The sequence below is a fragment of the Borreliella lanei genome (assembly GCF_014205895.1).
Classification (GTDB): Bacteria; Spirochaetota; Spirochaetia; order Borreliales; family Borreliaceae; genus Borreliella; species Borreliella lanei.
In genome coordinates this window covers 347,036-372,818 of the sequence record NZ_JACHFC010000001.1, presented here as the reverse complement: position 1 = coordinate 372,818, position 25,783 = coordinate 347,036, and the positions used below count along the sequence as shown (strand labels likewise).

The window sequence follows — 25,783 nt, the reverse complement described above, 5'->3', positions numbered from 1 at the left end:
TATGAAGGAGTTTTTAAGGGCAGGGGCTTTTAATTTATTGCTTGGTGCTTTAATATTGTTTGTTGTTATTTTTTTACAATTTAGGAATTTAAACTTAAATATATTTTTTTTAAAAGATATAAAATTAGAAGTAAATAATAAGGTTGAAAATAGTGAATATATTTTAAATGATATTGTTGTTAATGTAAGGGGACTTAGGATATTTTTATCCAAACTTAATCCAATTGTTGTTTTAGAAACCGGTTTGAATCTTTTCCCCATCTCTTATAAAGTGCAAGACATGGGTATTTATGTTTATTTTGAGAATAATATTTTTCTCGGGTTTTTACTTGATTCAGAAAATAATTTTAGTATTGAATCAAATCTCTCTAAGAGCTTTTTGTTAAGTTATGAAGTTGAAGATCATTATGAAGTTTTGTTAGATAAACCTACTATTTCAATAAGACAAGGGGAGAATTTGGAATATAAAATCTTTTTAGGAGAAAATGTAAAGATAAGAGAAAAAGATATTTTACTCTCTCCTCAAGCAGCATTTAAAATTGGCAATGCTATTTATATCGATTCACCAAAGAAAAATATTCCAAATTCCATTATAGAGGGCAATCAAAATAATAAAAGTAATGTATTAGATTATTCTATTATGCATTCAAAAATTAAAGAGGTGGATAATAAAATTTTTAATGATACTTTAAACAATTTTAGACAAAATGCTTATGATTCTTGGAACAATTCTGTTAATTTTAATGTTTCAAAGGGAGGATGGCTTAAATACGGTTCTTATAGCTTTGATGAAAATTTAATGGTTTGTTTTTTAGCAGAATCTTTAATCAGAGGAGATCACGAGTCAATATTTTTAAAATTAGATTCTTTATTAGTTAAAAATGAACATAAGTTGACCTATTTAAGTTTATGTTATTATGCTAATTCAGATCAATTCGATAAATTTTTTTCTTATTTATCAAGAAATAAAACTTTTATTGACTCTCTTGAAGAAGACAGACTTGTGGTTTATTTAAAAGAGGATCCTTGCCTTTTGGAAAAAATTTTTTTATCAGAAAACGGTTCTAAATTAAATGGTGCTTTAAATCTTCTCAAAGATCCTAAAAAAATATTAAGTTCTAATTTTAATTTTATCCAAGCTTACAACATTTTATCTAATTATCTTACTTTTCTTAAGATTAGAACTGACGATTCTTTTTACTTAAGTTTTAAAAAGGAGCTTTATAAATTTGTATTTACTTTATTTGGAGTTACAAATGAAGGAAAAGTATATATTTTAAATAATAATATTAATTCATCTGATGTTGTTGAGTATGCATTAAAGATTTCTGGGGTTCTTAAAAGAATAGCATCTTATTTGAAAGATGGTTTAATATTAAAGATTGCATTTAATGCGATTTATTATTCTTTAATGAGTGAGCATGCCAAAGGAATTCCTTATGAAAGCTATTATTCTGATATTATTGATAATCAATATATGCCCCAATTTATCTTTATTTCTAGCCATGGATCTATCAGGTGGATATATACTGCTTCTAGGATTTTCAATCGCGAAATTACTGATACTAAAGTTGCAATTGATTTTGATCAAGGGATTAATTATTCAAGCTATATATTTTTTGGAAATATTTTAAATCCAACTTTAGTTAGATTTAGAGAAATTGATTGGTTTACAGATTATAAGTTTTACGTATATTCTGATGGTTGGAAGTATTATCCTTTGAGCAAAATTTTGGTTATTAAAGCAACACCCAAGAAAAAGAGAACTTTTAATCTTTTATTAAGATTTGACAAAATTGAAAAAAAAATAAATATTTATGAATAAACCTTTATTATCAGAATTGATAATTGATATTGGGAATACTAGCATTGCCTTTGCCTTATTTAAAGATAATCAAGTTAATTTGTTTATTAAAATGAAAACAAATCTTATGTTAAAGCGTGATGAGGCTTATAGCTTTTTTGAAAAAAATTTTGATTTTAATGTAAATCAAGTTTTTATAAGCAGCGTTGTTCCTGTTCTTAATGGAATATTTGAAAATATCATTTTTTCTTTTTTTAAGATAAAGCCCTTGTTTATTAGTTTTGATTTGAATTATGATTTGACATTTAATCCTTATAAAAGTGATAAATTTTTGTTAGGCTCAGACGTTTTTGCCAATCTTGTTGCAGCCATTGAAAATTATTCATTTGAAAATGTTTTGGTAGTAGATCTTGGAACAGCTTGTACCATTTTTGCTGTTAGCAGGCAAGATGGAATACTTGGTGGTCTTATAAATTCTGGTCCTTTGATAAATTTTAATTCTTTATTAGACAATGCCTATCTTCTCAAGAAATTTCCCATTAGTACTCCAAATAATCTTTTAGAGAGAACTACATCTGAGAGTGTAAACAGCGGTTTGTTTTATCAATATAAGTATTTAATAGAAGGTGTTTATCGTGATATTAAAGAGATGTATAAAAAAGAATTTAATTTAATAATTACTGGGGGCAATGCTAACCTAATTTTACCATTAATTGAGATAGAGTTTATTTTTAATATTCATTTAACTGTAGAAGGTATTAGAGTTTTAGGAAATTCTATTGACTTTAAGTTTGTTAATTGAAATATTTGTTTTTAGAGTTTTAAATTTTTTTGTTAAATAAATTTGGGAAGTTTTTTGTTTGGTGATTAAAATTATCCAAAATTGATGTAATCTCTTTGCATACTTCGTCATTAATTTCTGCTTTAAATGAATTCAAGTTTGATTCTACATAATTTTCCTTGCTGAAACCCACTATAAATCCACTTAATTTTGTTTTTTTAAGCCATGAATATGTTAATTCTAAAATTGTTAAGTTATTTTTCTTTGCTATCTCTTCAAGTTTATTTATGGTTTTTAAAGTATAAGGCCAAATTTCTTTTTTAAAAAGTATCAATTTTTCTGTTCTAATGTCATTAAATTTGTTTTTGTCTTTTATATTAGCTTTAGATAAAAGTCCTTGAGCAATTGTTGAATATGATATGGTTGCAATATTGTTGTCTTCACAGTAAGGAATTACATCTTTTTCTTTATTTCTAAATAAGAGGTTGTATCCTATTTGGTTTACGTCAATTTTACAAACTTTTTTTATGCTTTCCATGTGTGATATTTCAAAATTGCTTACACCTACATATTTTATTTTTTCTTTTGCTCTCATTTCTTCAAGAAATGCTGCAATTGGTTTTAGGTCAAAATCGTTTTTAGGCCAGTGTATATAGTAAATATCTATATAATCAGTTTTTAAATTTTTGAGACTTTCGTTAAAGTTCTTTATGTATTCTGAAATTTCCATTGGGTAGCATTTACTTGCAATTAAAATATTTTCTCTTATTGTTGGATCTTCTTCTATTATTTCACCAATTATTTTTTCTGAAATTCCATTTCCATAAGCTCTTGCAGTATCAATATTTCTGATCCCGTGATCATATGCTTTTTTTAATATTTTTTTGGCGGTTTCTTTTTCGACCTGTTTAAAATATCCTCCCCCAAATTGCCAAGACCCCAAAATTAGTTTGCTATAAGTATTTATCTTTTCCTTAAGATTATTCACCGATTCTCCTTTTTATTTTATGATAAATTAGTATTTTTGTTTTGATGATTTAAGTATGTCTTATTTTAAATGTTTTATAAATAAAATTTTATAGTTTGTTAATGTTTTTTAGTAATTTTTCTTTATTAAAATCTCTATTTATTCCAAATCTGGTTAAAGAGAAATCATATTTTACAGGATCTTCTTTATTTTCTTTTGAAAAGTATCTTGTAATTTTTATTGCTTTTTTAAGATTTACGTTTTTTATTTCTTTGATTTTAAATAGTTTTGAGGCAATGTTTGTCATATGAGTATCCATTGGCACTATAAGCTTATTGGGGTTGAATTTATTCCAAATGCCCAAGTCGACTTCATCTTTGCGTATCATCCATCTTAAGAATAAAAAAAGTCTTTTACAAGAACTTCCCTTTGAAGGCTTTGGAAGTAGCATTCCGAATTCTCTTCCATTTATTTTTTCCATATGCTTAATTAATTCATCTATGCTGAGTATAAAATTTTGGTTTTTATAATAAATACTGTAAAGAAGATTTTCAAGTGTATGGTGCTGTTCTTTTATTATCTTGAGGGTGCACAGTAGCCTTACAATATCTTCTCCTTTGAAAAATCTATAAACAAATCCTTTAAATATTTCTTTTAAGTCTTTTTCATTTACCAGCTTAAGGTTCTCAGAAGGGGATTTGCCAAGTGGTTTGAGTATTGTCTCGATTGCTTCTAAAATTTTTTCTACTCTTCCAAGTGCCAATGAAGAACTAATTAGGCCTACAAGTTCAATGTCTTCTTTTTCTTTATACCTGTATAGAAATTCTAAAGGGTCTGGATGTATAAATTTTTTTTTATTGTATTTTGAATATATCTTTTCTAGAAAATTATATAGTGAGCTTTTAGCTTTTATTTGCATTATTATATTCTAATAGTTCTAATAATATTTTTTTAAGTTTTTTATCGTAAAGCTTGTCTTTTGCCCATTTCCCAGTCAAATCATATATTGTTGGAGCAGATCCTCTTTTAACAAGGTAAAATCTAGGATCAACCATACTTGATTTGATATTTTGTTTTGAAGCATAAGCTTTTAAATGTTGAATATGGGCTTTAATTCCTTCTGTAATATTGGAAAAAGAATTTCCTTTTGTAAGATTATTAGTAGCGCCTATTCCTGAAAAATTGTGTTGTTCTTTTGAAACTATTCCATTAAATTTTAGGGCTCCTGTTTCTAGTAGCATTTGAGCATAGGCAATGTCATAATTAACTCCTTCGATCAAAGATTCGTCTATATAGGTTTTAGCAACGGTGTTTACATAGTTTTTGTCAAGGTCTGGATTTATTTCTAGAGTATATTTTACAAGGTCTTCCAGTTGAGTTTTTCCTCTGCTTATTAAAAAGGGAATATATTTTTCTTTTTGTATTTCAGTACTTATTTCAATTACCTCTTCATTACTATGAGCTTTATTTGTTAGGAAGATGTTGATCATTGTAAATAGTAAGAATTTTTTTATCATTATGATTTTTCCTCTTCAATAAATTTATTAATTTCATTAACTATAGAATTAAATCTTGATAACATTAATTTTTTGTTTTTTAAAAAATTAAAACTTTTTAAATAGTTTCTGCTAAAAATAAGATCAGAAATTTCTGCAATATTGCTTATGTCTGTTAGCTTTATAGAGTTTATATTAGCAACTTTTGTGTGAAGGTCCTTTTCATTTTCTTTTAGAATTAGTTGTAAGTTTTTTAAATTTCTTATTGTTTGTGGTTTTCCCCCTATATTTATATACTTTGTTATGTTGGTGTTTTTTGCAAGGATAAAATTAGCAATATTTGCTTGATTTCCTAGTGTAATTAACGTTAGTTTATTAAGGTTCATTTTTGAATTTAAAAATTTTAAATTTTGACTTGATTTTGCTAGTTCAATAATGCTTTGAATATCATTTTCAGTAGATGCAATATCAGCTTTTTCATTAAGAACATTGGCAGGTTCAATTAAATAACTAATGCTTTTATTGATTACATAGCTAAATATACTTTTATGGCTATTTTTAATAAAATCGTAGCTTTTCATATGTTTATATTTTGGTGAATATAAATAAACAATTTTTCCTTTCTTAACAAGCTTGCTAACTAGAGATTTAAACATTGAATCGTGAGAATAATAAGGAAGTATAAGCAAAACAGAATCATATAGTTTTTGGTTATTGCTAATAAGGGCTTGTTTATATATGTTATTTTCTTTTGGTAAATAATTCATTTCGTTTATGAAAAAAGGATTAAATTCGTACAAAAGAAATGGATTTTGTTTTTTAAGGCCCAATGTTGAGCTTACAGGATACCAAATCGATAAGTTTAAATCATTTTTGTGATCTTTAATTCTTGCAAATCCAATTTGATAGCTATTATTTTCATCTTTGGGATAATTTATAAAAAGTGCCAAATATGAAAAAATAGTTGCAATAATAACGGTTAAAATAGCGGGCATTACAAGTATTGTTTTTAGCAAAATTGAAAGAAATATTCCTTTTGATTGTTTTATAGACCTGTTGCTATTTCTTCTTCTACTATTTACTATTGTTTTTATGTTTTTAAAGAAGATGATTATCATAAAGATTAAGAATATACTGCCAATATATAACATTAGCGGTCTGATTTCTGTAAAGTATAAGGTTATTACAAAAAATGTACCTGGGAATATTATGAAGTAGTCTTCATAAGTGAATTCTTTTTTAAAATTAAATAAATTTACTATTAAAAATATGCTAAAACTGGTTAAGAAAATGAGTTCATAAATTTGCGTATCCATAAAAATAATTTTTCCTTAAATAATTATAAGCATAAAAGCAATTTTTCCAAAATAGTTTACAGAATTGATTATTAAATAGTGTTAATCTAATTTTAAATTTAGGAAGGAGTGTTTAATTAAGAGATTTTATTTTTGTTTAATATAAAATGTTGTGTTAAAATAGATTATGTTTTACAGGCGAAAGGTAGTAACATATGGTCGGAACCTTTTTAGGAACTGGAGCCTCAAGTGGTGTTCCTATGTTAAATTGTAGCTGTAGAGTCTGTACTTCAAGTTTTAGTAAAAATAAAAGATTGAGAAGTTCTTTTTTCCTTGAAACATCTTCTGGCATCAAATTGTTGATTGATACAGGCCCTGATATTAGACAACAACTTTTAAGAGAAAATATAGATAAGCTTGATTTAGTGCTTTATACCCATGAACATTATGATCATATTATGGGTTTTGATGATATTAAGTTTTATACACGAGCTGCTCCTTTAAACATTTATGCTAGAGATACTACCATGGTTCACATAATGAATGCTTTCCCACACGATTTTTCATCTAAACCTTCTTTAAGCGGAAAGGCAGACATTATTCCTAATGTGGTTAAAGATTTTGAGCCTATTTTTTTTAAAGGTCTAAAGATAGTACCAATTCCTTTGATTCATGGAGAGATAGTTAGTTTGGGTTATAGGGTAGACAATTTAGCGTATCTTACTGATGTTAAATTTATCCCTGAAGCGTCCTATGATTATTTAAAAAATTTAGATCTACTTATAATAGATGCTATAAGGATTAAGCCTCATCCGACCCATCTAAATTTTTCAGAGGCTATTAGTGAAATTAAAAAAATTAATCCCAAAGTTTCTTATTTTACGCATATTGCACACGATATAATGCATGAAGAATTTGATTATTTAGAAAAAGACAGTATCTATTTAGCTTATGATGGATTAAAGATTTATGTTTGATTTAAATTTAAAGAGGATTTATGAAATTAATTTCATGGAATGTAAATGGAATTAGAGCTGTTTTAAAAAAGGGTTTTCTTGAGTTTGTAAAAGAATATGCTCCAGATATTTTATGTGTTCAAGAAACTAAGGCCTTAAGAGAACAGTTGCCAAAGGATTTAATTCTTGAGAATTATTATTCTTATTTTTCAAAGTCAAAGATTAAAGGCTATAGTGGTGTTTGTATTTACTCTAAAGTTAAGCCTATTGCTGTAAATTTACTTGGAAAAGAAATTTTTGACAATGAGGGTAGGGGGCTTGTAGCATATTATGATGATTTTGTATTAATCAATGGTTATTTTCCCAATTCTCAGGCTTTAAGAAGAAGGCTTGTTTATAAACTTGATTTTTTATCTTATGTTGAAAATCTTATAGATTCACTTGTGGGTGTAGGAAAAAATGTAGTAATTTGTGGTGATTTTAATATTGCTCACACTGAGATTGACCTTGTAAGCCCTAATTCTAATAGAGACTCTCCCGGATATTATATTGAAGAAACGACTTGGCTAGACAGCTTTTTAAACAAAGGATATGTGGATACATTTAGGATATTCAATAAAGAGCCTGGTTATTATACTTGGTGGAGCTATAGAGCAAGAGCTAGGGAGAGAAATATGGGTTGGAGAATTGATTATTTTATTGTTAATGAATTTTTTAAGAGAAATGTTAAAAAATCTCTAATTTTAGACAAAGTAATGGGAAGTGATCATTGTCCTGTTTTTTTAGAGTTGGCTGATGTAGTTAGCTAAAGGGAGGAGACTAGATTGAAAAAAAACATTGCAATTTTTTATTTAATATTTAGTGTTAATTTTAGTTTTGGCATTGATTTAAATGATTTTGATTTTTACCGTAGTCTTGAAAAGGAAGAATTGATGTTTTTTATTAATTTATTAAAGAGAGAGCAACTTGTTTTGGCGAATAGTTGTGCTTTAGAGTATATTGAATTAGCTTATAAGGCGTTAAAAGAAAAAAATATAAATTTATTAATGAAAAATGACAAAGAATTGGCACTAGATAGTAATGCTGAGCATTTAAGACAATCTAAGGCATATAACAATGCAAGGCTTATCTTTAAAGCCACAAAGGATTTAAAGACTTTGGTTCATATTAGTAGAGATGGACTTTTAAAGACTTTAGATGGTAGAAACGTAGGGTTTAAAGAAAATAAATTTATTATTTTAGATTCTTTTTTGAATAACGATTTTTATGATGATATTCCAAGCGAATATACTACTATTGAAATTTATAATAAAAGTATTTCAATGCCTAATTTAAATAAATTTCTTCTAGATAAGCGTTTAAATCCTTTTATTTATCTTGAAGATTTTAATAAAAACATTTACTTAAATGATATTCCAAAATTAAGCAAAGAAGAGCTGTTGTTTTTGTTTTATGAACTATTTCCAGTTTCTAAGCTAAAGAGTTTAAAGGATTGGAATGATTTTGGATTTTCATCTATTTCAAAAGCATTGAATAAAATTTATTCTGAAAAAATAAATTCAATAAGAGGGAGTGCAAATGAATTATCAAAGAATTAAAAGTTATTGTAAATTTACAAGTATTTTTCTATTGTTTTTGTTTTCCTGTGTTTCTAATGAATTAAAGTTAGATCAAAGTTTGGTAAAGGGAAAACTTGCTAATGGGCTAAGGTATTATATTTATAAAAACCAAACTCCAAAAAATGCCGTTAATATGGGAATCGTTTTTAATGTAGGCTCTCTTAATGAAGAAGATAATGAGAGAGGAATAGCGCATTATCTTGAACATATGGCTTTTAATGGTACAAAAGATTATCCAGGGAATTCTATAGTTGATGTTCTTAAAAAATTTGGAATGCAATTTGGTGCTGACATTAATGCTGCTACTAGTTTTGATTTCACTTATTATAGACTTGATTTGTCAGATGGTAATAATAAAGATGAAATTGATGAATCTATAAATATTTTGAGAAACTGGGTTTCTCAAATTAGCTTTATGAAAGAAGAAATAGATCTAGAGCGAAATATTATTATTGAGGAAAAAAAGCTTGGCGAGACTTATCCTAGAAGAATTTATGAAAAAATGTATAAGTTTTTGACAAGTGGAAGTCTTTATGAATTTAGAAATCCTATTGGACTTGAAGAGCAGATTTTATCTTTTCGGTCAGAAGATTTTAAAAAATTTTATGGAAAGTGGTATAGGCCAAAACTTGCAAGTGTTATTGTGGTAGGAGATATTGACCCTAAAGAAATTGAAGAGAAAATAAAGAAGCAATTTATTTCTTGGAAGAATCCAACTGATAAAATTAAAGAAGTAAAAGTAAGTTTAGACGTGGAGCTTAAAGATAAGTTTTTACTTTTAGAAGATTTGGAAGTTGGGGATCCTAGTTTAATGTTCTTTAAAAAGGAAATTATTAACTTTGTAAAGACCAAGGATGACCTTTTAAATGATATTAAAAGGGCTTTATTGACTGCTCTTTTTGAAAATAGATTTTCTGAATTAAAGACTGCTGGGGTAAAACATTTTAAAAATGTTTCAAATAAAGATTTTTTTTCATTTAAATCAGATAACAATACTATTGTTGCAAAATCGATTACTTTAAACTTTAATCCAGATCATTTGAATGAAGGAATACAAGATTTTTTTTATGAGCTAGAGAGAATAAGAAAATTTGGATTTACCCAAGGTGAGTTTGAAAAAGTTAGATCTCAATTTTTCAAATCTTTAGAATTAAGGAAAAAGAATATAAATAAAACAAATTCATGGGCTATTTTTGAGGATTTAATAGAAATTGCTATTTATGGTTCTAATAAATTTGATATGAATGAATATTATGACCTTTCTGTTCAATATTTGGAAAAGATTGATTTGAAAACAATAAACAATCTTGTAGGAAGAGAGTTTGATGTAAAAAATTGTGCAATTTTTTATTCTTACCATGGAGGAGCACATCCTGTTTTAACTTTTGAAGATATTGATAATCTTCAAAAGTTAGCTTTAAAAAGAGAGTTAAAGTCTTATGAGAATTCTTCAATTGAAGGTAAATTTTTTGATAAGTCTTTAGATGATAAAGATATTGTTAGAGAAAATGAGTTTGAAAATGAAATTTCATCATTTGTTCTTGAAAATGGAGTTGAAGTTTATTTTAAATATAATGATCAAAAAAAGGGTGTAATTGATTTTAGTGCAACTTCTTGGGGAGGTTTAATCAATGAGGATTTAAAACTTATTCCCGTTTTATCTTTTGCGCCTGGAGTAGTATCTGGTTCAGGTTACGGGGATTATTCTGCATTACAGATTGAAAAATATTTATCGGATAAAGCTGTTTCTTTAAGTGTTGGTGTTGGAGCTCAAGAATCATATATTACTGGAAGTTCAGATAAAAAAGATCTTGAAACTCTTTTTCAGCTTATATATTTTACTTTTAAGGAACCCAAAATAGATGATGTTTTTTTGCAAAATGCTATTAATAATATAAAAGCATTAATAAAGAGCAATGAAAATAGTTCTAATTACCATTTTAAAAAGGCTATTAGTAAATTTTTGAACAATAATGATCCTAGATTTGAAGATGCAAAAGATAGTGATTTGCAATATTTTACAAAAGAAAATATTTTATCTTTTTATAAGAAAAGGTTTACTTATGCAAATAATTTTAAGTTTGTCTTTGCTGGAGACTCAGATATTCAGACAATAAAGGCTTATTCAAAGAAATATTTGGGCAATCTTAACTTTAAGGAAATAAGCGAGTATAAAGATTTAGATTACTCTTACAGTAAAGATTTTAATAAAATAGTTGTAAGGAAGGGAAAAAATTCAACTAGTTTTGCTTATGTAATTTATCCTTTTAAATTTAATTATTTAGCAGCGACCTCATTAAATTTAAATGCTTTAGCAGATCTTTTAACAGATGGGCTTATAAAAAATATTAGGGAAAAGATGTCTAGCGTTTATGCAATTCAAGCCTCTTTTGACTCCAATTTAAGGAAAAATGCAGATTCCGATGGCATTTTGTCTATTTTTTTTACTACCGAGCCTAAAGAGCTGGATAATGTTTTAAATTCTATTAATCGCTATATGATTGAAAGACAAAAAATAGATTTTAATGATAAAGATTTTTCTTATGTTAAGAAGAATTATATTAAAAATACAAAAATAAATTCGGAGAAGAATGGTTATTGGATTTCAAATATATTGGCGTCATTATCCTGGTATGGAGTATTTAAAAATAATTTTGGTGTTAAGTTTGTAGAGACAAATTTAAACAAAGATTTAATAAATGAATTTTTTAAGAAAATTAATCTTGACGAAAGAGCAGAGATATTATTAATACCCGAATAGTTTGTTTTTACTTGAAAAACATTCTTGTTTTCTGGGTATATTAGAAAGCAAGAATGTTAAGCTGATTTTTATTAGCAAGACATCCTCTAGGGGAATCGAACCCCTCTTGCCAGGATGAAAACCTGGAGTCCTAACCGATAGACGAAGAGGACAAAATTGAGCTCAGTAGGACTCGAACCTACGACAAACGCCTTAAAAGGGCGCTGCTCTACCACCTGAGCTATGAGCCCAAAAGTCATTTTATGACCATTAAAAGTAATAATATATTTATTTTCCAATAATGTCAAGCTAAATTGGCATAAAATTAATAATTTACACACCAAAAATGTATTTAACAATTTGAGCTGCACAGGACTTGAACCTGTAACCAGCGGATTAAGAGTCCGATGCTCTACCACTTGAGCTAGCAGCCCAGTTTATTAATTTGCTATCAATAAGAATAAATTTTTATAAATTGAATGTCAAGGTTTGCTGGTGCTTTTTTTTAATTCTTCTAGTAAATTTTTTGCCTCTAGATTATTAGGTGAGATTGTAAGAAGTTTAATTAGTGCTTCTTCTGCTAATATTTTATTTTTTGCATTTATTCTTGATTTTGCTAATTTTATTAATAAATTTTGGTTATTAGGAGAAAATCGTAAGGCATGTTCGTATGCAAAATCTGCTTCATTGTATCTTTTTAGCTCATAAAAAGAATCTGCAATCAAATTATAAACTTTTATTATTCTTGCTCCTTTAGAATCAAGGCTAATATATTCTTGAAAGTATTTTAATGCATTTTCGTAATTTTTTTGAAAAAAATAAGCTTCTCCTAGTGCTTGAATAATTCTTATGTCATATTTTTTAATGCCAAGTCCTATAATCGCCTCTTTTTCAGCTCTCTTGTATTCTCCTATGGCTATTAAGCTCCATATCAATATTGTCCTAGCATCTAAGTTGTTAGGATTTAGTCGAATTTCTTCTAATGTGTTTAAAATAGCTTCTTTAAATTTTCCTTCTTTATATAGGAGAAGAGAGTCTTCTTTTTCTATAGGTGGCGATTGTCCAAATAATAAGCTTGAATTAAATAGTAGAATTAAAGTTATTTGTAATAGAAAAAAAAAATTCATTCTTCTAAATCCTCCATTTCACAATTCCCTTTAAATATTGCTCCAGAATCAATGAAGAGTTCTTTGGTTTTAATGTTTCCTATTAATTTGCCGGTTTTGTAGATTTTAATTGTTTTTAAAGCCTCAATATTTCCTTTTATTTTGCCATGATTTAGTAAATGTTGACATTTTATTTCAGCTTCAACATCAGCTTTTTCTCTCAGATAGATTGAGTTTGATGAGTTTATTAAACCTTTGAGTTTTCCTTCTATTATTATTGGTTTGTTGCTTTCAATATATCCTTCAAACTCAAAATTTTTTTTTATTACATTTTGAGTACTACTTTCTTCGAATTCTAAGCTATCTATACTCATAGAAACCTCTAAAAATGAATGCTTTAACTTTAAAGCATTCATTTTTGATTGAATTTTTTATGATTTTTTATTGTTTTAGTCGTTTCTTCTTTGGCCCAAAAATCTTAGAAGATATAAGAATAAATTTATAAAATCTAAATAAAGCTTAAGTGAGGCTACAACTGCCATTCTGTTTTTTATTTCGGTGTCGTCTTGTAGCATTTTATCCATTTTAGAAATATTTTGAACGTCATAAGCTGTTAGACCTGTGAATATAACTACGCCCAAAATAGATATAAGGAAATTAAGACCTGAGCTTCTAAAAAACATATTAACAAGAGACGCAATAATGATTCCCCATAGGCCCATTATCAGATAGCTTCCCATTTTTGTTAGATCTGTTGTTGTAGTATATCCATAAACAGACATTCCAAGAAATGTTCCAGCAGTAATTCCGAATGTGAATACTATTGATCCTTGTGTATAAATCATAAATATAGAAGATAATGTTACTCCTGTTAGTGCTGAGTAGAGCAAGAAAAGAGCTGTTGCAGTATTGCTTGATATTTTATTAAGAGCACCACTTATTGCATATACAAGTCCAAATTGTATAAGTATTATAGCCATAAATGACATTGGGTTTGAGAATATTATTGCTTTGATTGTTTGATTTTCTGAGGTTGCATATGCAAACATTGCTGAAATTAAAAGTCCAATTGACATAAGCCCGAAAACTTTGGCTAAAAACTTGTTTTTTATTAGTATTTCTTGTTTTTCTTGTGCTAAATCGATCATAATAAAGCCTCCTTATTATTTTATTAAGATTTGTTTTGATCGTTAAATTTTTTGCGAAGTTCATCAAATATAGCGCTTGGAACTTTTCCATACTTTAAGAATTCCATTGAGAATTCTGCTTTTCCTTGGGTAGAGGATCTTAGGACTGTTGAAAATCCAAACATTTCGCTTAAAGGTACCTCAGCCTCAACTTTTGAAAAACTTCCATCTTCTAGCGAACCCGTTATTATTCCTCTTCTTTGGTTTAAAAGTCCAAACATATTACCTTGGAATTCAGTAGGCCCTTCAAGGGTAACTTTCATTATTGGCTCAAGGATTGTAGGCTTTGCTTTTTCATAGGCCTCTCTAAAAGCACCAATTGCTGCTAATTGGAATGCAATATCAGATGAGTCAACAATGTGATATTGGCCATCATTGATTGTAATTTTTATGTCAACTATTGGAAAGGCAATTAACGTTCCCCTTTCCATTGCTTTTTGGAATCCTTTGTCGCATGATGGGATGTATTCTGTTGGGATTACTCCTCCTTTTATTAGATTAACAAATTCGTATGTTTCTCCTTCTTTATCAAGAGGTTCCATAAACCCCGCAACTCGTCCAAACTGACCGGCTCCTCCAGATTGCTTTTTGTGAGTATAGTTGAATTCAGCTTTTCTTGTAATTGTTTCTCTATAGGCTACTTGCGGCATTCCGGTTTCAACTTCTGCTTTGAACTCCCTTTTCATTCTTTCAATGTAAACTTCTAAGTGTAGCTCTCCCATGCCTTGAATTATTGTTTCGTTTGATTCAATGTCAACATAAGTTTTAAATGTTGGATCTTCTTTTGTAAATCTTCCAAGGGCTTTGGCCATATTATCAGCAGATTTTTTGTCTTTCGGTTTTACAGAAAGAGAAATTACTGGATCTGGAATAAACATTGATGTCATTGAATAGTTGATCGATGGATCACAAAAAGTATCTCCTGATGCACATTCTATTCCAAATAAAGCAACAATGTCACCACTTCCTCCAAATTCAATGTCTTCTGTATTATTAGCGTGCATTCTGATAAGTCTTCCCACTTTGAATTTTTTAGAAGTTCTTGAGTTGATAAGTTCTTGTCCTTTTTTTAAAGTTCCTTGATAGATTCTGACATAAGTTAACTGTCCATATTGTCCGTCTTCAAGTTTAAATGCAAGAGCAACAGTTGGGAGTTCGTTGTCAATTTTAAGATTGATTTCTTTTTCATTATTATTGAGGTCAAGAGCAGTGTTTTTTATATCATGAGGGGATGGTAAAAATCTGGTTACAGCATCTAAGAGTAATTGCACTCCTTTGTTTTTATAAGCAGATCCCATAAATACAGGGCATAATTTTAAAGCTAATGTTCCTGTTCTAGTTGCATTGTATATTGTTTCAGTAGAGACCTCTTTTCCTTCCATGTGCAATTCCATAAGTTCGTCATTAAAGTCGGCAAGAGTATCAAGCATTATTTCTCGTTTGCTTTTTGCTTCTTCTAGGAGATCTGAGGGTATTTCTTTTTCTATTATTTCTGTTCCATCTTTTCCCTCAAAATAGTAGGCTTTCATTAATACAAGGTCTATAACTCCAATATGTTTATCTTCTAGTCCAATTGGGATTTGCATTAAAACAGAGTTTAGGTCAAGTTTTGACCTAAGTTGATCTTTTACATTGTAGGGATTTGCTCCGGTTTTATCGCACTTGTTTACAAATGCAAGGCGCGGTACGCTGTATCTTTTAAGTTGTCGATCAACAGTTATTGATTGGGATTGAACTCCTGCAACAGAATCAAGAACCAATATTGCTCCGTCAAGCACTCTAAGAGATCTTTCAACTTCAATTGTAAAATCTACGTGCCCGGGTGTATCAATAATATTTATCGGAAAATCTTTCCATTCAACGTGAGTTGCAGCTGATGCTATTGTGATTCCTCTTTCTCTTTCAAGTTCCATTGAGTCCATTGTTGCACCAACGCCATCTTTGCCTTTTACCTCGTGAATTGCATGAATTTTATTACAATAAAAAAGAATGCGTTCTGTAAGAGTAGTTTTTCCTGAGTCGATGTGCGCGCTAATACCTATGTTTCGTAACTTATTGTAGTCCATTAGACTTTGTCCCTCCTGATGATATGTGAGTAGAAGATTAACTATCTTAGTAATTTTACAAAATTTTTTTTTAAAAATCTATCTTATATCGTTATATATTACCAAATATTTGGAAGTTTAAATTATTTTGTATGATATTTGCCAGTTTGCTTGATTAAATTTGTATTAATGTATATCCTTATTGTAGGGAATATATCATTTAGTAGATTTTGATTTTATTGATTAAAACTTTTTATTTTTTATTTAGTGAATTAACTCTTACTTTATTATTATACTCCTAAGATAATTATTTGGAGGAATTTGAGTTGGAAACTTTAACAATATCTAATGAATTGAGCAAAATATCACAGGTAGGTTACGATTCTTCTGTGTCTGAGCTTTCTGTGTTTTTTAAGGATGGAAGAGCTTATAAGTATTTTAAGATTGAACCAAGACATTTTAGTGCAATATCTAAACTTGTTGAGGATAGAAGATCAGTTGGTAAATATTTAACAGAAAATGTATTTAACAAATATGACCAAGAAAAGCTTTAATTTGTTTTTGAGATAGTATTAAAGCCCTTTTGTTTTTAAAGCAGAAGGGCTTATTTATATTTATGACTAGCTTTTAGAGTAATAAATTTTGTTTTATAATCATCAAGATGGTTTATTTAATTTTAAAATTCAACAGCATTGAAGTTTAATATTTTTAATTATTATTAGATTTAGTGTTATTTTGCTGTTTTGAATAATTTAAATAGTATAAATAGTATTAAGGATTCAAGTAAATTTTTTATGTATAAATTGTTGTTTATTGTTGTTTTTGTTTTGTCTTGCAGTTCTATTTTTAAGGAATATCAAAACATATCAGGTGAATACTATAAGCTTGCTAAATTAAATGAAGAGCTTGGCAATGATGAGACTTCTGTTTTGCTTTATGAAAAATCTATTAAATTTAATATTAATGTTGGTGATGATTCAAGTTACAATTTTATTTTAGCTTGCATTAATTTGAAAAAATATGTAGAGGCTGAGTCGAAGCTTAATTCTATTATAAAAGAAGATCCAGAAAATATTTTGTTAATTAATCTTAAGGGATATTTGCTATTTAAGAAAAATGATTTGGACAATGCTTTGATTTTTTATTTGAAAACTTTAGAATTTGCGCCCGCAAATAAAGAGGCTCTATTTAATATTTTTTACATTTATCATTTAAAGAGCGACAAAAAAAATGCAAAAAAATATATCTCAAAATATAAAGAGCTAAATCATCCTATACCAAGTGGTGTGGAAGAAATAGTTTCTTCTGTTCTTAAGAGTTAATTTTTTAGTTTTTTGTTTACTTTTTACTTTATGGTAATCTTTATGGTAATTATTATATAATAAAGGTATGCAATATAAACCCTGTTTTATTTTTCATAAATTTTTGTAGGAGAGTTTGTATATGATTAGGCTTAAAGTTTTAATTTTGTGTTTGTTTGGGATTATTGTGGTCAATGGCTTTGCAGATACTAATTTTGAATTCAATTTTGGCGGTGGGGTTGCTTTTCCCGTTAGTCCCTTTTCAAGCTTTTACAATGAGGCTTTAGAGATTAATGCAAAGCTTAAGCAAAATTTGCCTTCAGATGTATCTCCAATAGAAAAAGAAGAGATAGTCCAAAATTTTTCTGATTTAGCCAATATTGCTAAAGCCGGAATAAGATATGGAACTTATGCTCAATTTGGTGCTAAATTTGATGATTTTGTTTCTATTGGGTTTGAGCTTTTGTTTGACATGAATCTTCTTAAAGCAATAAAGCGTTCAGATGGAACTGCAAATGAAAATTTCTCGTTTATTATGGCAGTAACACCAAGATTTTATACAAAATTAGATTTTTTTGTTTTAGCTTTAGCGTTTTTCACAGGTCCTAAGATCAATATAGCGACTTCTTCTGCAGATTCTGTTTTAGCAGAACTGGGGACAATGGGCTGGGATATTGGTGCTAGACTTTCATTTTCTTTTTTAATTCTTGAAGGTTACTATGTTTGGAATATTAAAAACCCTAAATTTTCTGATTTCAAGTTTGGAATAGGTTTTGAATTTGGAATTGTGTAGTTTATTTAATTTTGTTTTTAGGATTATGTATAATATTTGTTTTTGTTATTAATAGAATTTTTCGATTTTTATTTTTATTATTAAAGCTAAAATATTTTAAAGCAAGATCATTAAAATATTTTAGTTATTTTGCGTGTATAAGTTTTATTAATTATCAAGTTAAGATTGTTAAGATTTTTTAAAAAAGAACGAGGAACTGGGTGAATTTACTTAAAAAAAAATCAATAGGAATTATTGCTTGTCCTGGGGGTAGGGTTTTTGCTAGCAAGATAATAGAAGAGCTTGACAGAATATTTATAAATATTGAAAATGATATTGTAGAGAGTATATGCCAAGATTCTAAAGCCTTAAGGGAAGAAATTTTTAAGATTGAAAAAGTTTTATCTCCTTTTTTAGAAGGGCTTAGTTTATCTACTTTTAAAAGCAAAGAGCCTTTAGAAATTCCTGTAAAATTTGTTAAATTTGCCAATGGTGAATTTAAAACTGAAATTTTAAAAACAATCAGGAATAAAGATATTTTTATTGTTCAAGATGTTGCTAATGCTTATGAAGTTGACATAAATAATAGTGAAAAAATAATTATGACAGTTAATGATCATATAATGAATTTAATGACAACAATAGATGCTTGTATGCAGGCTAAAGCCAGCTCTGTTAGTGTTATTATTCCGTCTTATCCTTATTCAAGGCAAGATAAAAAGCATTCAAGAGAATGTTTAACAGCAAGTCTTATTGGAAGATTTTTAGAAGAGTTGGGTATTAGACATATTTTAACCTTGGATATTCACTCAAAGGCTATTGAGAATGTATTTAGGAAAGTTTATTTTGAAAATTTAAATGTTTCTTATGAAATCTTTAATTCTCTTAAGGATTTAATCGACATTAGGGATTCTAATTTAGTTATTGTTTCGCCTGATACAGGTGCTGTAAGTAGAAATAAATTTTTTGCATCAAGTCTTAAGAGCCCCCTTGCTTTGCTTTATAAGGAGAGAGATTATTCAAGAGTTTCAAATGATGTTTCTGATTCAAATATTTCTGTAACCAAGCTTTTAGGAGATGTTGAAGGTAAAAATGTTTTTATGAGTGACGACATGTTAGCTACCGGAGGTACTCTAATTAAGGCAATGAAGTTGCTTAAAAGCATGGGTGCTAAAAAGATTATATGTGGGATTAGTTTGCCGTTTTTTAATGGAGATGCTATTAAATATTTTGACAAAGCTTATGAGGAGGGATATTTTTATAAAATAATTGGAACGAATGCTGTTTGTCATAATGATGAATTAATAAATAAGCCTTGGTATCATGAGGCCAATGTTGCGCCTCTTTTTGCGCAGGCAATATTTGCAATTTATAATAAAGTTGGTTTACAAAAAATTCTTGATAGAAAGGATGATATTCAAAAATTGATTACCAAGGGTTAATTTATGAATGCTCTTAGTATTGATATTGGCACCAGTGTTTTAAAGGCAGCATTAGTTAGTTCTAAAAATGGAGTTTTAAGTTATATTGATGTTAGTTACTCGGATTATTTTGATGTTGATTTTGAAAATTTTGACTTTAATATATGGCTTTTTTCTTTTAAGAAAGCCATATCCAATTTTCAGCCTAGTAAAATAGATTGCATTTCTATTGGTGGTATTTCACCATGTTTAATTGCCTTAAATTCAAATTTAATTCCTTTGGAAGTGTTGCATTGGAATTCCTTTAAAATTAAACCTTATTTTAGAGGTAAGTCTGTATTTTTACCCTATGTGCTTAGTACTGTTGAAAGAGGAACATATTCTAAAATAAGCTATTTTGTTTCTTGTTTTGAGTATTTTATTTATTTGCTTACAGGAAAGCTTTTTACAAGCTTTCCAAGCATAGAGTATATTCCTTTTATTTGGGATGATATAGAGATAAAAAAATATGGGCTTGACAAGAACAAATTTCCTCCGTTCATAAAAATGGGAGAAAATATTGGCGTTGTAACCTGTAAAGCAGGAATTGAATTTGGGCTAAATAGCGGAATTAGTGTAATTAATGCGGGATCAGATTATTTGAGTGTTTTGGTGGGAAGCGGTGCTTTTCAAGAAGGAATTGTGTCAAATAGAATGGGTACAAGTGAAGGGTTTAATTTTCTTTCAAGTACATATTTACCAGGATTTTCCCTAGAATATCCTTATCTTTTAGAAGGATATTTTATTATTGGGAGAATTGTTCCTTTTGGATATTTGATTCAATTGCTAAAAGACAGTTTTTATGAAAAAAGTTTAACTTTTGAGTTACTCTTAAAAAAGATTGTTAAAAGTGCCACCTTAAATAATGTATACTTTTATCCAAGCAAAATTAAACTTTTTAATGATTTATTTATTTTAGATCCTTGTCTTTGCAAAGATTTAAGTAAAGGAATTTTTGGCAGTATTAAAAATCCATTAGAGATTGGTTTAGCAATGCTTGAATTTGTATGTTTTGCTTTTTACAACAGATTGGTAGAGCTAAAAGCCTGTAAAAAAGAAATTTTGAGCATTTTTGTTAGTGGATCTAATTCTGATAATTTGCTTTTAAATCAAATAAAAGCAAATATTCTTGGCAAAGATTTAAAAATTTTTGATTTTAAGCATTCAGAGATTATTGGGGGAGCAATTCAAGCATTTTATTCTTTAAGAGAATTTGGTAGCTTAAATGATTCTTTTTTAAAGCTTACAAGGATTAAGCATGTTGTTTCGCCTGTTATTGAGGTGCATGAAGAATATTTAGAAAAATATCAAAAATATATTAATAATTATAGTCTATTTGTTAACGGGTAATATATAAGTTTCTTTAAATTCGCCTATTCCTGCTATTTTTTTAAAGTCTGCTTTTGCTTGTGATTTTGTTTTATAAGGACCAGATCTTACTCTGTAGATATCTTTGTTATCTACTGTTGCAGAATATATTTTAGCAATTATATTATATTTAAGTAATTTTTGAATATAGTTGTCTGCATTGATTGGGTCAGAGAGTGATACAAATTGTATGTAATATTCTATATTAGGATCATAAATGTTGTCAGTATTTAAAGTTTTTTGGGCCACGGATTGAGATTTTTCAATAATTTTTGATTTCTGAGAAATATTAGGTATTTTTTGAGCTGTGGATTGAGTCTTTTCAATAATTTTTGATTTCTGAGAAATATTAGGTATTTTTTGAACTGTGGATTGAGTCTTTTCAATAGTTTTTGATTTTTGAGAAGCATTATGTATTTTTTGAGTTGTGGACTGAGTATTTTCAATAATTTTTGATTTCTGAGAAGTATTAGATGTTTTGTTTGTAGGTTTTTTTTCTTTATTTAAATCTTGTGTTAAATCTATGATTATTTCATTTTGAGTTTCAGATACCTTTAAAGATTTTTCATTTTGATCAACGTTTTCTAAGGTGTTTTGGTCTTTATCTTCTTCTAAAACAATATTTTTTTCTGCAATGTCTGAGGCCAAATTTTTGTTTGGAAAGAAAATAATTGTCCCAAGAAATATTATGATACAGACTGTTGCAATCGAAGTTAATGCTACAAAAAATCCTTTATTATTATCATTGTTTTCATTCAAATCTTTCATAGTTAATTATCTCCTGCATTTTTTTTTCAATTTCTTTTTCTAGATATGCATAATTCTTGTTATTAATTATATTGATTATTCTTAAGTTTATAATATTTTTTTTAAAAAAAATATCTTTTTGGATTTTGAGTATTTTATTGATTATATTCAAGTCAATGTTTGGTATAGAATATGATAATCTATTTTTTATTATAGAATTCTTTGCCTTAAGCACAATTATATAGTCGCAAAGTTTTTCTAAATTTATTTTAAAAAGTAAAGCAGCATTAATTATTATTTTTGTAGATTGGTTTTGAATTAGGATTTTTTTTATTTTACTGAGTATGATTGGGTGTGATATGCTTTCAAGCTTTTTTAATTCTTTATTGCTGTTAAATACAAGATTTCTTAGAAAGAGTTTGTCTATTTCATTTTTAGTATTTAATATTTTTTGACCAAATATTTTAACTATTTCTTCTTTTTTTTCATGTAATGCTGAATGTCCAAGCTTGTCTACATTTATTTCGTAAAATCCATATTTATTGCTAATTATTTTTGAAGCAGTATCTTTGCCAGATGCAATTCTTCCTGTTATTCCAATGATTAATGGATTTCTCCCCACGATTTACCCGTTTCAATATTTGCTCTTAAAGGCAGATTTAATGTGTAAGCAGTTTCCATCATAATTTTTAATATTTTCTTTGCTTCATTTTCTTCTTCAACAGGAGATTCGATGAGCATTTCATCGTGTACTTGCAGTAATATTTTTGATCCCATTTTTTTACTTTTAAATTCATTAAATACTTTGACCATTGCAATTTTCATGATATCAGCGGCACTACCCTGAATTATGCTATTTATTGCTATTCTTTCAGCAGCAGATCTTTCTAGATAATTATTGCTATTAATTTCTTTTATATATCTTCTTCTTTTTAAGATGGTTTCGCTATATCCAGTATTTCTTACAAAGTTTATTTGATTTGTTATAAACTCTTTGATTTTTGGATAAGAGTCAAAGTAAGAGTTTATAAATCCTTTTGCCTCTTCTTTTGTAATTCCCAGTTCTTTTGCAAGTCTAAAATCTGACATTCTATAAATTATTCCAAAATTAATAGATTTTGCTATTCTTCTCAAGTTAGGAGTAATTTCTTTTTCCTCTATTTTGAAAAGCTTAGAGGCAGTTTCTGTATGAATGTCTTTATTGTTTTCAAATGCTTTAATAAGGACTTCATCTTGTGATAAATGAGCAAGTATAGCAAGCTCAATTTGAGAATAATCAGCTGAAATAAAAATATTTCCATGTTCTGGTTTAAATACCTTTCTTATTTTTCGCCCTTTTTCATCTTTTATTGGTATGTTTTGCAAGTTGGGGTTTATGCTAGTGATTCTACCAGTTGCTGTTTTTGTTTGTATAAAGCTTGTGTGTAGTCTGTTTGTTTTATAGTTTATTAGTTCTATCAAATTATCTGTGTAAGTGCTCTTCAATTTTGCAATTTGTCTGTACTTTATTAGATTTTCAATTGATTCATGCTGTCCTCTGAGAGATTCAAGCACTTTTATATCAGTTGAATCTTTTTTCATTTTTTCTGGTAATTTTAGATTTAATTTTTCAAATAAAATTTCATGCATTTGTTTTGGAGAATTTAGATTAAAATCAATTCCTATGCTTTTTATTATTTCGTTTTCGATTAGTTCTAATTCTTTTCCAAGTTCTCTTCCATATTCTTTTAAATATTCTTTATCAAGGTAAATGCCATTTTCTTCCATTTCTATAATTACCTTGTTAAAAGGCATTTCTATTTCGTGCATTAATTTGTCGAGTTTGTCTTCTTTTAATTTTTTGGTAAATATATTAAATAATCTAAATGTAATATCAGCATCTTCAGATGAATAGCTTGTTGCCATTTCTAAAGATATATTTGCGAAGTTATCATTTTTTTGTATTACATCTTCATATTTAATATTTTTATGCATTAAATATTTTTCTGCAAGAAAATCAAGGGATACTTTTGAGTTTGTGTCGATAAGGTATGCTGCAATCATTGTATCAAAATAAGGTGGTATAGGGCTAAATCCATTATTTTTAAGTATTTTATAGTCAAATTTATAATTTTGACCAATTATTTTTGGATTTGACTTAAAGAGATTATTAAATTTTTGTATTATATAATCTTTTTCTATGTAAATTTTTCCTTTGGCTTCGATTGGAATATAGTAACCTTCAAATTCTTTAAATGAAATGGAAATCCCAATTAATTTTGCTGTGTAAGTGTCAAGCGAAGATGTTTCTGTGTCTATTGATATGTATTTAGCCTTTTTAAGGCTTTCTATTAAATTGTCAAGCTCTATTTTTGTTGTTATTGAGTAATATTTAACATTTTCTGTGTCAATTGTATTTATGTCATTTAAGCTGTTAGTAATAAGTTCTTGCTTAAATAGGCTTTTTTGGTCTACATTTTCTTTTTCTTGTTTTAAGATATCCTTTTTATAAGTTTTTATTAGGGCAATTGCTGAGTGCTTTTCAAACAAAGATATTATCTCTTCGCTAAAATTTTTTAAGGCGAAGTTTTCAATTTCTGGAATTTTTAAATTTTCTTCAAGGCTTATAAGTTCGTAGCTTAAAAAAGCATTTTCTTTTTCTTTGATTAAAAGTTCTCGGTGTTTTTTATTTATTAGTTCTAAATTTGAATATATTCCGTCTAGGGTTTTAAATTCTCTTAATAAATTTGCTGCTCCTTTTGGGCCAATTCCTTTTATTCCAGGTATATTATCAGACCTGTCTCCAACAATAGCTAAATAATCTTTTACTTGAAAGCTATTTACTCCAAATTTTTTTATTACGTACTCGTTATCCATTTCAATAAAGCTGTTGTTTTCAATTTTAAGTATTTTTATGTACTTTGACATTGTTTGTAGCAAGTCTTTGTCAGGAGAAATAATGTAAGTTAAATAGTTATTCCTTGCAGCCTTTTTGGCAAAACTAGCTAAAAGATCGTCAGCTTCGTAGCCTTCGAGCTCAAAGATTGGTATTTTTGCCTTTAAAAGGCCTTCTTTTATCCACCCGATTTGAGGTATTAAATCGTCCGGAGGTGAATCTCTTGTTGCTTTGTAGCTTGGATATTTTTGTTTTCTGAAAGTTGGTACCTCTGAGTCAAAGGTAACAATCAAATGTTCAGGATTTTTTTCTTTTATAATGAAAAATAATGTTTTGAAAAAGCCAATAAATGCGTTTACATTTTCTCCTTGTGTGTTTAAAAGTGGATAGTTTTTCATTACGTGATAATTTCTAAATATTATGTTTAGTGCATCAATTAGGTAAAGTTCTTTCATATTTTAATATCTAACATTATAGGTGAATTGTTTACTGCAAGGTTTTGGTGTTTTTTAATTTTTGGAATTTTTCTTTTTGCATTTGTAATTTGTTGTAAGATTTCACAACAAATTTGATATTTAATGTATATTTCTTCTTTTAGTAGATTAATTTCCTTAATCAAGTCATCGAAATTATCCAATTTTTGGTTTTTAGATTTCAACCATGCATTTATTGTTTTATAATAGTTTTTGATTGATTCTAATATTAAATCTTTTTTAGGATTGGTTATATTTAATATTCTTATTTCTTCTTTTTGCAATTTATCACTTTCTATTGTTAATATTAACTTTAATTCTTTTAATTCTAACAACAAATTGCTAAAATATTTTTTTAAAATTTCATTAGCTGACAATATTGATTCCTAATTTACCTTGAGTAACATTATTTTCTTTTTTTCTTAGCTCTTTCCAGGTAAAGCTTAATATTTGCAGTTGTTTTATAACATTGTCAATTTTGTGTATTTCTTTTTTTAAAAGAACATTTTCTAGCTCTTTATTTAGAAATAAGTATATTGAGAGTAAGTTTGTAGAGATGTTTCCACCTTGTTCAAAATTTAAGGTTGACATTAATTCAGTAATGATTTCTTGTGCATGAAAGATTTTTTCATTAGCTTTAACTGCATTTTGCCAATTTCCATCTTTTATAAGCTCTTTTGCAACTTTTAAATCCTGTATTGCTTTCTCATAAAGCATTATCAATATTGATAGGGGATTTGATGTGTTTACTTGTGTTTGTTTGTATATTTTTTCTTTTGCTATCAAAATTT

Annotated in this window: 24 protein-coding genes and 2 tRNA genes; 11 read left to right on the top strand and 15 right to left on the bottom strand. The window is 27.8% G+C overall.

The genetic code is table 11. The features are described from left to right. Window position 1 precedes the first annotated feature (1 nt). Both HNQ06_RS01670 and HNQ06_RS01665 read left to right on the top strand, forming a co-directional pair. Window positions 2-1,825 (top strand): hypothetical protein, encoded by a 1,824-nt coding sequence (locus tag HNQ06_RS01670; RefSeq protein WP_184107241.1) that lies wholly within the window; start codon window positions 2-4, stop codon window positions 1,823-1,825. Continuing rightward, entirely contained in the window at window positions 1,818-2,606 is a 789-nt protein-coding gene (locus HNQ06_RS01665) for a type III pantothenate kinase (protein WP_184107240.1), read from the top strand. The genes HNQ06_RS01670 and HNQ06_RS01665 overlap by 8 nt, the downstream gene beginning before the upstream one ends. A 19-nt stretch (window positions 2,607-2,625) precedes the next feature. Here the strand turns inward: HNQ06_RS01665 and HNQ06_RS01660 are convergent, their stop codons facing one another. The 4 genes from HNQ06_RS01660 to HNQ06_RS01645 all read right to left on the bottom strand — a co-directional run bounded on the left by HNQ06_RS01660 (window position 2,626) and on the right by HNQ06_RS01645 (window position 6,364). Beyond that, the gene (locus tag HNQ06_RS01660; protein ID WP_184107239.1) at window positions 2,626-3,573 is read right to left on the bottom strand and encodes an aldo/keto reductase; all 948 of its coding nucleotides are present in this window, start codon (window positions 3,571-3,573) and stop codon (window positions 2,626-2,628) included. Between the two features lie 88 nt (window positions 3,574-3,661). After that, window positions 3,662-4,471 carry a TIGR02757 family protein gene (locus HNQ06_RS01655; protein ID WP_184107238.1) on the bottom strand — a complete coding sequence of 270 codons (810 nt, stop codon included), beginning with the start codon at window positions 4,469-4,471 and terminating at the stop codon, window positions 3,662-3,664. Continuing rightward, complete coding sequence (locus HNQ06_RS01650) at window positions 4,455-5,069, bottom strand: glucosaminidase domain-containing protein (protein ID WP_184107237.1); 615 nt, start codon at window positions 5,067-5,069, stop codon at window positions 4,455-4,457. Before HNQ06_RS01650 ends, HNQ06_RS01655 begins: the two co-directional genes overlap by 17 nt. Further along, entirely contained in the window at window positions 5,069-6,364 is a 1,296-nt protein-coding gene (locus HNQ06_RS01645; protein ID WP_184107236.1) for a hypothetical protein, read from the bottom strand. Before HNQ06_RS01645 ends, HNQ06_RS01650 begins: the two co-directional genes overlap by 1 nt. 194 nt (window positions 6,365-6,558) lie before the next feature. Here HNQ06_RS01645 and HNQ06_RS01640 point away from each other — a divergent pair, with 194 nt between their 5' ends. From HNQ06_RS01640 to HNQ06_RS01625, 4 genes are read left to right on the top strand one after another with little or no spacing between them, the layout of a single operon-like run. Continuing rightward, the gene (locus HNQ06_RS01640) at window positions 6,559-7,320 is read left to right on the top strand and encodes an MBL fold metallo-hydrolase (protein ID WP_184107235.1); all 762 of its coding nucleotides are present in this window, start codon (window positions 6,559-6,561) and stop codon (window positions 7,318-7,320) included. Window positions 7,321-7,340: 20 nt separating this feature from the next. Next, window positions 7,341-8,108, top strand: a complete 768-nt coding sequence (xth, locus tag HNQ06_RS01635) for an exodeoxyribonuclease III (RefSeq protein WP_184107234.1) — start codon at window positions 7,341-7,343, stop codon at window positions 8,106-8,108. 15 nt (window positions 8,109-8,123) lie between these two features. Then, the gene (locus tag HNQ06_RS01630) at window positions 8,124-8,897 is read left to right on the top strand and encodes a hypothetical protein (protein WP_184107233.1); all 774 of its coding nucleotides are present in this window, start codon (window positions 8,124-8,126) and stop codon (window positions 8,895-8,897) included. Further along, on the top strand, window positions 8,878-11,679 hold the full coding sequence (locus tag HNQ06_RS01625) for a M16 family metallopeptidase (protein ID WP_184107232.1): 2,802 nt from the start codon (window positions 8,878-8,880) through the stop codon (window positions 11,677-11,679). The genes HNQ06_RS01630 and HNQ06_RS01625 overlap by 20 nt, the downstream gene beginning before the upstream one ends. A gap of 157 nt (window positions 11,680-11,836) precedes the next feature. On the opposite strand, the gene HNQ06_RS01620 is transcribed toward HNQ06_RS01625, so the two are convergent. The 6 genes from HNQ06_RS01620 to fusA all read right to left on the bottom strand — a co-directional run bounded on the left by HNQ06_RS01620 (window position 11,837) and on the right by fusA (window position 16,017). Beyond that, window positions 11,837-11,909: transfer RNA gene (locus HNQ06_RS01620), tRNA-Lys, on the bottom strand. 110 nt (window positions 11,910-12,019) lie between these two features. After that, window positions 12,020-12,092 (bottom strand) — tRNA-Lys (locus HNQ06_RS01615). Window positions 12,093-12,140: 48 nt separating this feature from the next. After that, window positions 12,141-12,785 carry a tetratricopeptide repeat protein gene (locus HNQ06_RS01610; RefSeq protein WP_184107231.1) on the bottom strand — a complete coding sequence of 215 codons (645 nt, stop codon included), beginning with the start codon at window positions 12,783-12,785 and terminating at the stop codon, window positions 12,141-12,143. After that, entirely contained in the window at window positions 12,782-13,180 is a 399-nt protein-coding gene (locus tag HNQ06_RS01605; protein ID WP_184107230.1) for a bactofilin family protein, read from the bottom strand. Before HNQ06_RS01605 ends, HNQ06_RS01610 begins: the two co-directional genes overlap by 4 nt. A gap of 33 nt (window positions 13,181-13,213) precedes the next feature. Next, window positions 13,214-13,912 carry a Bax inhibitor-1/YccA family protein gene (locus HNQ06_RS01600; protein ID WP_184107229.1) on the bottom strand — a complete coding sequence of 233 codons (699 nt, stop codon included), beginning with the start codon at window positions 13,910-13,912 and terminating at the stop codon, window positions 13,214-13,216. Window positions 13,913-13,935: 23 nt separating this feature from the next. Beyond that, entirely contained in the window at window positions 13,936-16,017 is a 2,082-nt protein-coding gene (gene fusA, locus HNQ06_RS01595; RefSeq protein WP_184107228.1) for an elongation factor G, read from the bottom strand. Between the two features lie 305 nt (window positions 16,018-16,322). On the opposite strand from fusA, the gene HNQ06_RS01590 reads away from it, so the two are divergent. The 5 genes from HNQ06_RS01590 to HNQ06_RS01570 all read left to right on the top strand — a co-directional run bounded on the left by HNQ06_RS01590 (window position 16,323) and on the right by HNQ06_RS01570 (window position 20,879). After that, complete coding sequence (locus HNQ06_RS01590) at window positions 16,323-16,550, top strand: KTSC domain-containing protein (protein WP_014023757.1); 228 nt, start codon at window positions 16,323-16,325, stop codon at window positions 16,548-16,550. A 240-nt stretch (window positions 16,551-16,790) separates the two neighbouring features. Continuing rightward, entirely contained in the window at window positions 16,791-17,318 is a 528-nt protein-coding gene (locus HNQ06_RS01585) for a tetratricopeptide repeat protein (protein WP_184107227.1), read from the top strand. A 121-nt stretch (window positions 17,319-17,439) separates the two neighbouring features. Next, complete coding sequence (locus HNQ06_RS01580) at window positions 17,440-18,090, top strand: hypothetical protein (RefSeq protein ID WP_184107226.1); 651 nt, start codon at window positions 17,440-17,442, stop codon at window positions 18,088-18,090. Between the two features lie 200 nt (window positions 18,091-18,290). Beyond that, window positions 18,291-19,511, top strand: a complete 1,221-nt coding sequence (locus tag HNQ06_RS01575) for a ribose-phosphate pyrophosphokinase (RefSeq protein ID WP_184107225.1) — start codon at window positions 18,291-18,293, stop codon at window positions 19,509-19,511. Between the two features lie 3 nt (window positions 19,512-19,514). Further along, entirely contained in the window at window positions 19,515-20,879 is a 1,365-nt protein-coding gene (locus tag HNQ06_RS01570) for an FGGY-family carbohydrate kinase (protein ID WP_184107224.1), read from the top strand. Here HNQ06_RS01570 and HNQ06_RS01565 read toward each other — a convergent pair. Genes HNQ06_RS01565 through fliS form a run of 5 tightly spaced genes read right to left on the bottom strand, consistent with a single transcriptional unit; the run spans window position 20,862 to window position 25,778 of the window. Then, a complete protein-coding gene (locus HNQ06_RS01565; protein ID WP_184107223.1) occupies window positions 20,862-21,665 on the bottom strand; it encodes an SPOR domain-containing protein in 804 nt (267 codons plus the stop codon). The genes HNQ06_RS01570 and HNQ06_RS01565 overlap by 18 nt on opposite strands. Beyond that, a complete protein-coding gene (gene coaE, locus HNQ06_RS01560) occupies window positions 21,649-22,266 on the bottom strand; it encodes a dephospho-CoA kinase (RefSeq protein WP_184107222.1) in 618 nt (205 codons plus the stop codon). Before coaE ends, HNQ06_RS01565 begins: the two co-directional genes overlap by 17 nt. Beyond that, window positions 22,248-24,974, bottom strand: a complete 2,727-nt coding sequence (gene polA, locus HNQ06_RS01555; RefSeq protein ID WP_184107221.1) for a DNA polymerase I — start codon at window positions 24,972-24,974, stop codon at window positions 22,248-22,250. Before polA ends, coaE begins: the two co-directional genes overlap by 19 nt. Further along, entirely contained in the window at window positions 24,971-25,369 is a 399-nt protein-coding gene (locus HNQ06_RS01550; protein WP_184107220.1) for a hypothetical protein, read from the bottom strand. The genes polA and HNQ06_RS01550 overlap by 4 nt, the downstream gene beginning before the upstream one ends. Continuing rightward, a complete protein-coding gene (gene fliS, locus HNQ06_RS01545) occupies window positions 25,359-25,778 on the bottom strand; it encodes a flagellar export chaperone FliS (RefSeq protein WP_184107219.1) in 420 nt (139 codons plus the stop codon). Before fliS ends, HNQ06_RS01550 begins: the two co-directional genes overlap by 11 nt. Window positions 25,779-25,783: the final 5 nt, after the last annotated feature.

Excerpts from the sequence above, each read along its gene's own strand:
- HNQ06_RS01670 (WP_184107241.1), top strand. The coding sequence starts at position 2 with ATGAAGGAGTTTTTAAGGGCAGGGGCTTTTAATTTATTGCTTGGTGCT.
- HNQ06_RS01665 (WP_184107240.1), top strand. The coding sequence starts at position 1,818 with ATGAATAAACCTTTATTATCAGAATTGATAATTGATATTGGGAATACT.
- HNQ06_RS01655 (WP_184107238.1), bottom strand. The coding sequence starts at position 4,471 with ATGCAAATAAAAGCTAAAAGCTCACTATATAATTTTCTAGAAAAGATA.
- HNQ06_RS01650 (WP_184107237.1), bottom strand. The coding sequence starts at position 5,069 with ATGATAAAAAAATTCTTACTATTTACAATGATCAACATCTTCCTAACA.
- HNQ06_RS01645 (WP_184107236.1), bottom strand. The coding sequence starts at position 6,364 with ATGGATACGCAAATTTATGAACTCATTTTCTTAACCAGTTTTAGCATA.
- HNQ06_RS01640 (WP_184107235.1), top strand. The coding sequence starts at position 6,559 with ATGGTCGGAACCTTTTTAGGAACTGGAGCCTCAAGTGGTGTTCCTATG.
- xth (WP_184107234.1), top strand. The coding sequence starts at position 7,341 with ATGAAATTAATTTCATGGAATGTAAATGGAATTAGAGCTGTTTTAAAA.
- HNQ06_RS01625 (WP_184107232.1), top strand. The coding sequence starts at position 8,878 with ATGAATTATCAAAGAATTAAAAGTTATTGTAAATTTACAAGTATTTTT.
- HNQ06_RS01610 (WP_184107231.1), bottom strand. The coding sequence starts at position 12,785 with ATGAATTTTTTTTTTCTATTACAAATAACTTTAATTCTACTATTTAAT.
- HNQ06_RS01605 (WP_184107230.1), bottom strand. The coding sequence starts at position 13,180 with ATGAATGCTTTAAAGTTAAAGCATTCATTTTTAGAGGTTTCTATGAGT.
- HNQ06_RS01600 (WP_184107229.1), bottom strand. The coding sequence starts at position 13,912 with ATGATCGATTTAGCACAAGAAAAACAAGAAATACTAATAAAAAACAAG.
- fusA (WP_184107228.1), bottom strand. The coding sequence starts at position 16,017 with ATGGACTACAATAAGTTACGAAACATAGGTATTAGCGCGCACATCGAC.
- HNQ06_RS01585 (WP_184107227.1), top strand. The coding sequence starts at position 16,791 with ATGTATAAATTGTTGTTTATTGTTGTTTTTGTTTTGTCTTGCAGTTCT.
- HNQ06_RS01580 (WP_184107226.1), top strand. The coding sequence starts at position 17,440 with ATGATTAGGCTTAAAGTTTTAATTTTGTGTTTGTTTGGGATTATTGTG.
- HNQ06_RS01570 (WP_184107224.1), top strand. The coding sequence starts at position 19,515 with ATGAATGCTCTTAGTATTGATATTGGCACCAGTGTTTTAAAGGCAGCA.
- HNQ06_RS01565 (WP_184107223.1), bottom strand. The coding sequence starts at position 21,665 with ATGAAAGATTTGAATGAAAACAATGATAATAATAAAGGATTTTTTGTA.
- polA (WP_184107221.1), bottom strand. The coding sequence starts at position 24,974 with ATGAAAGAACTTTACCTAATTGATGCACTAAACATAATATTTAGAAAT.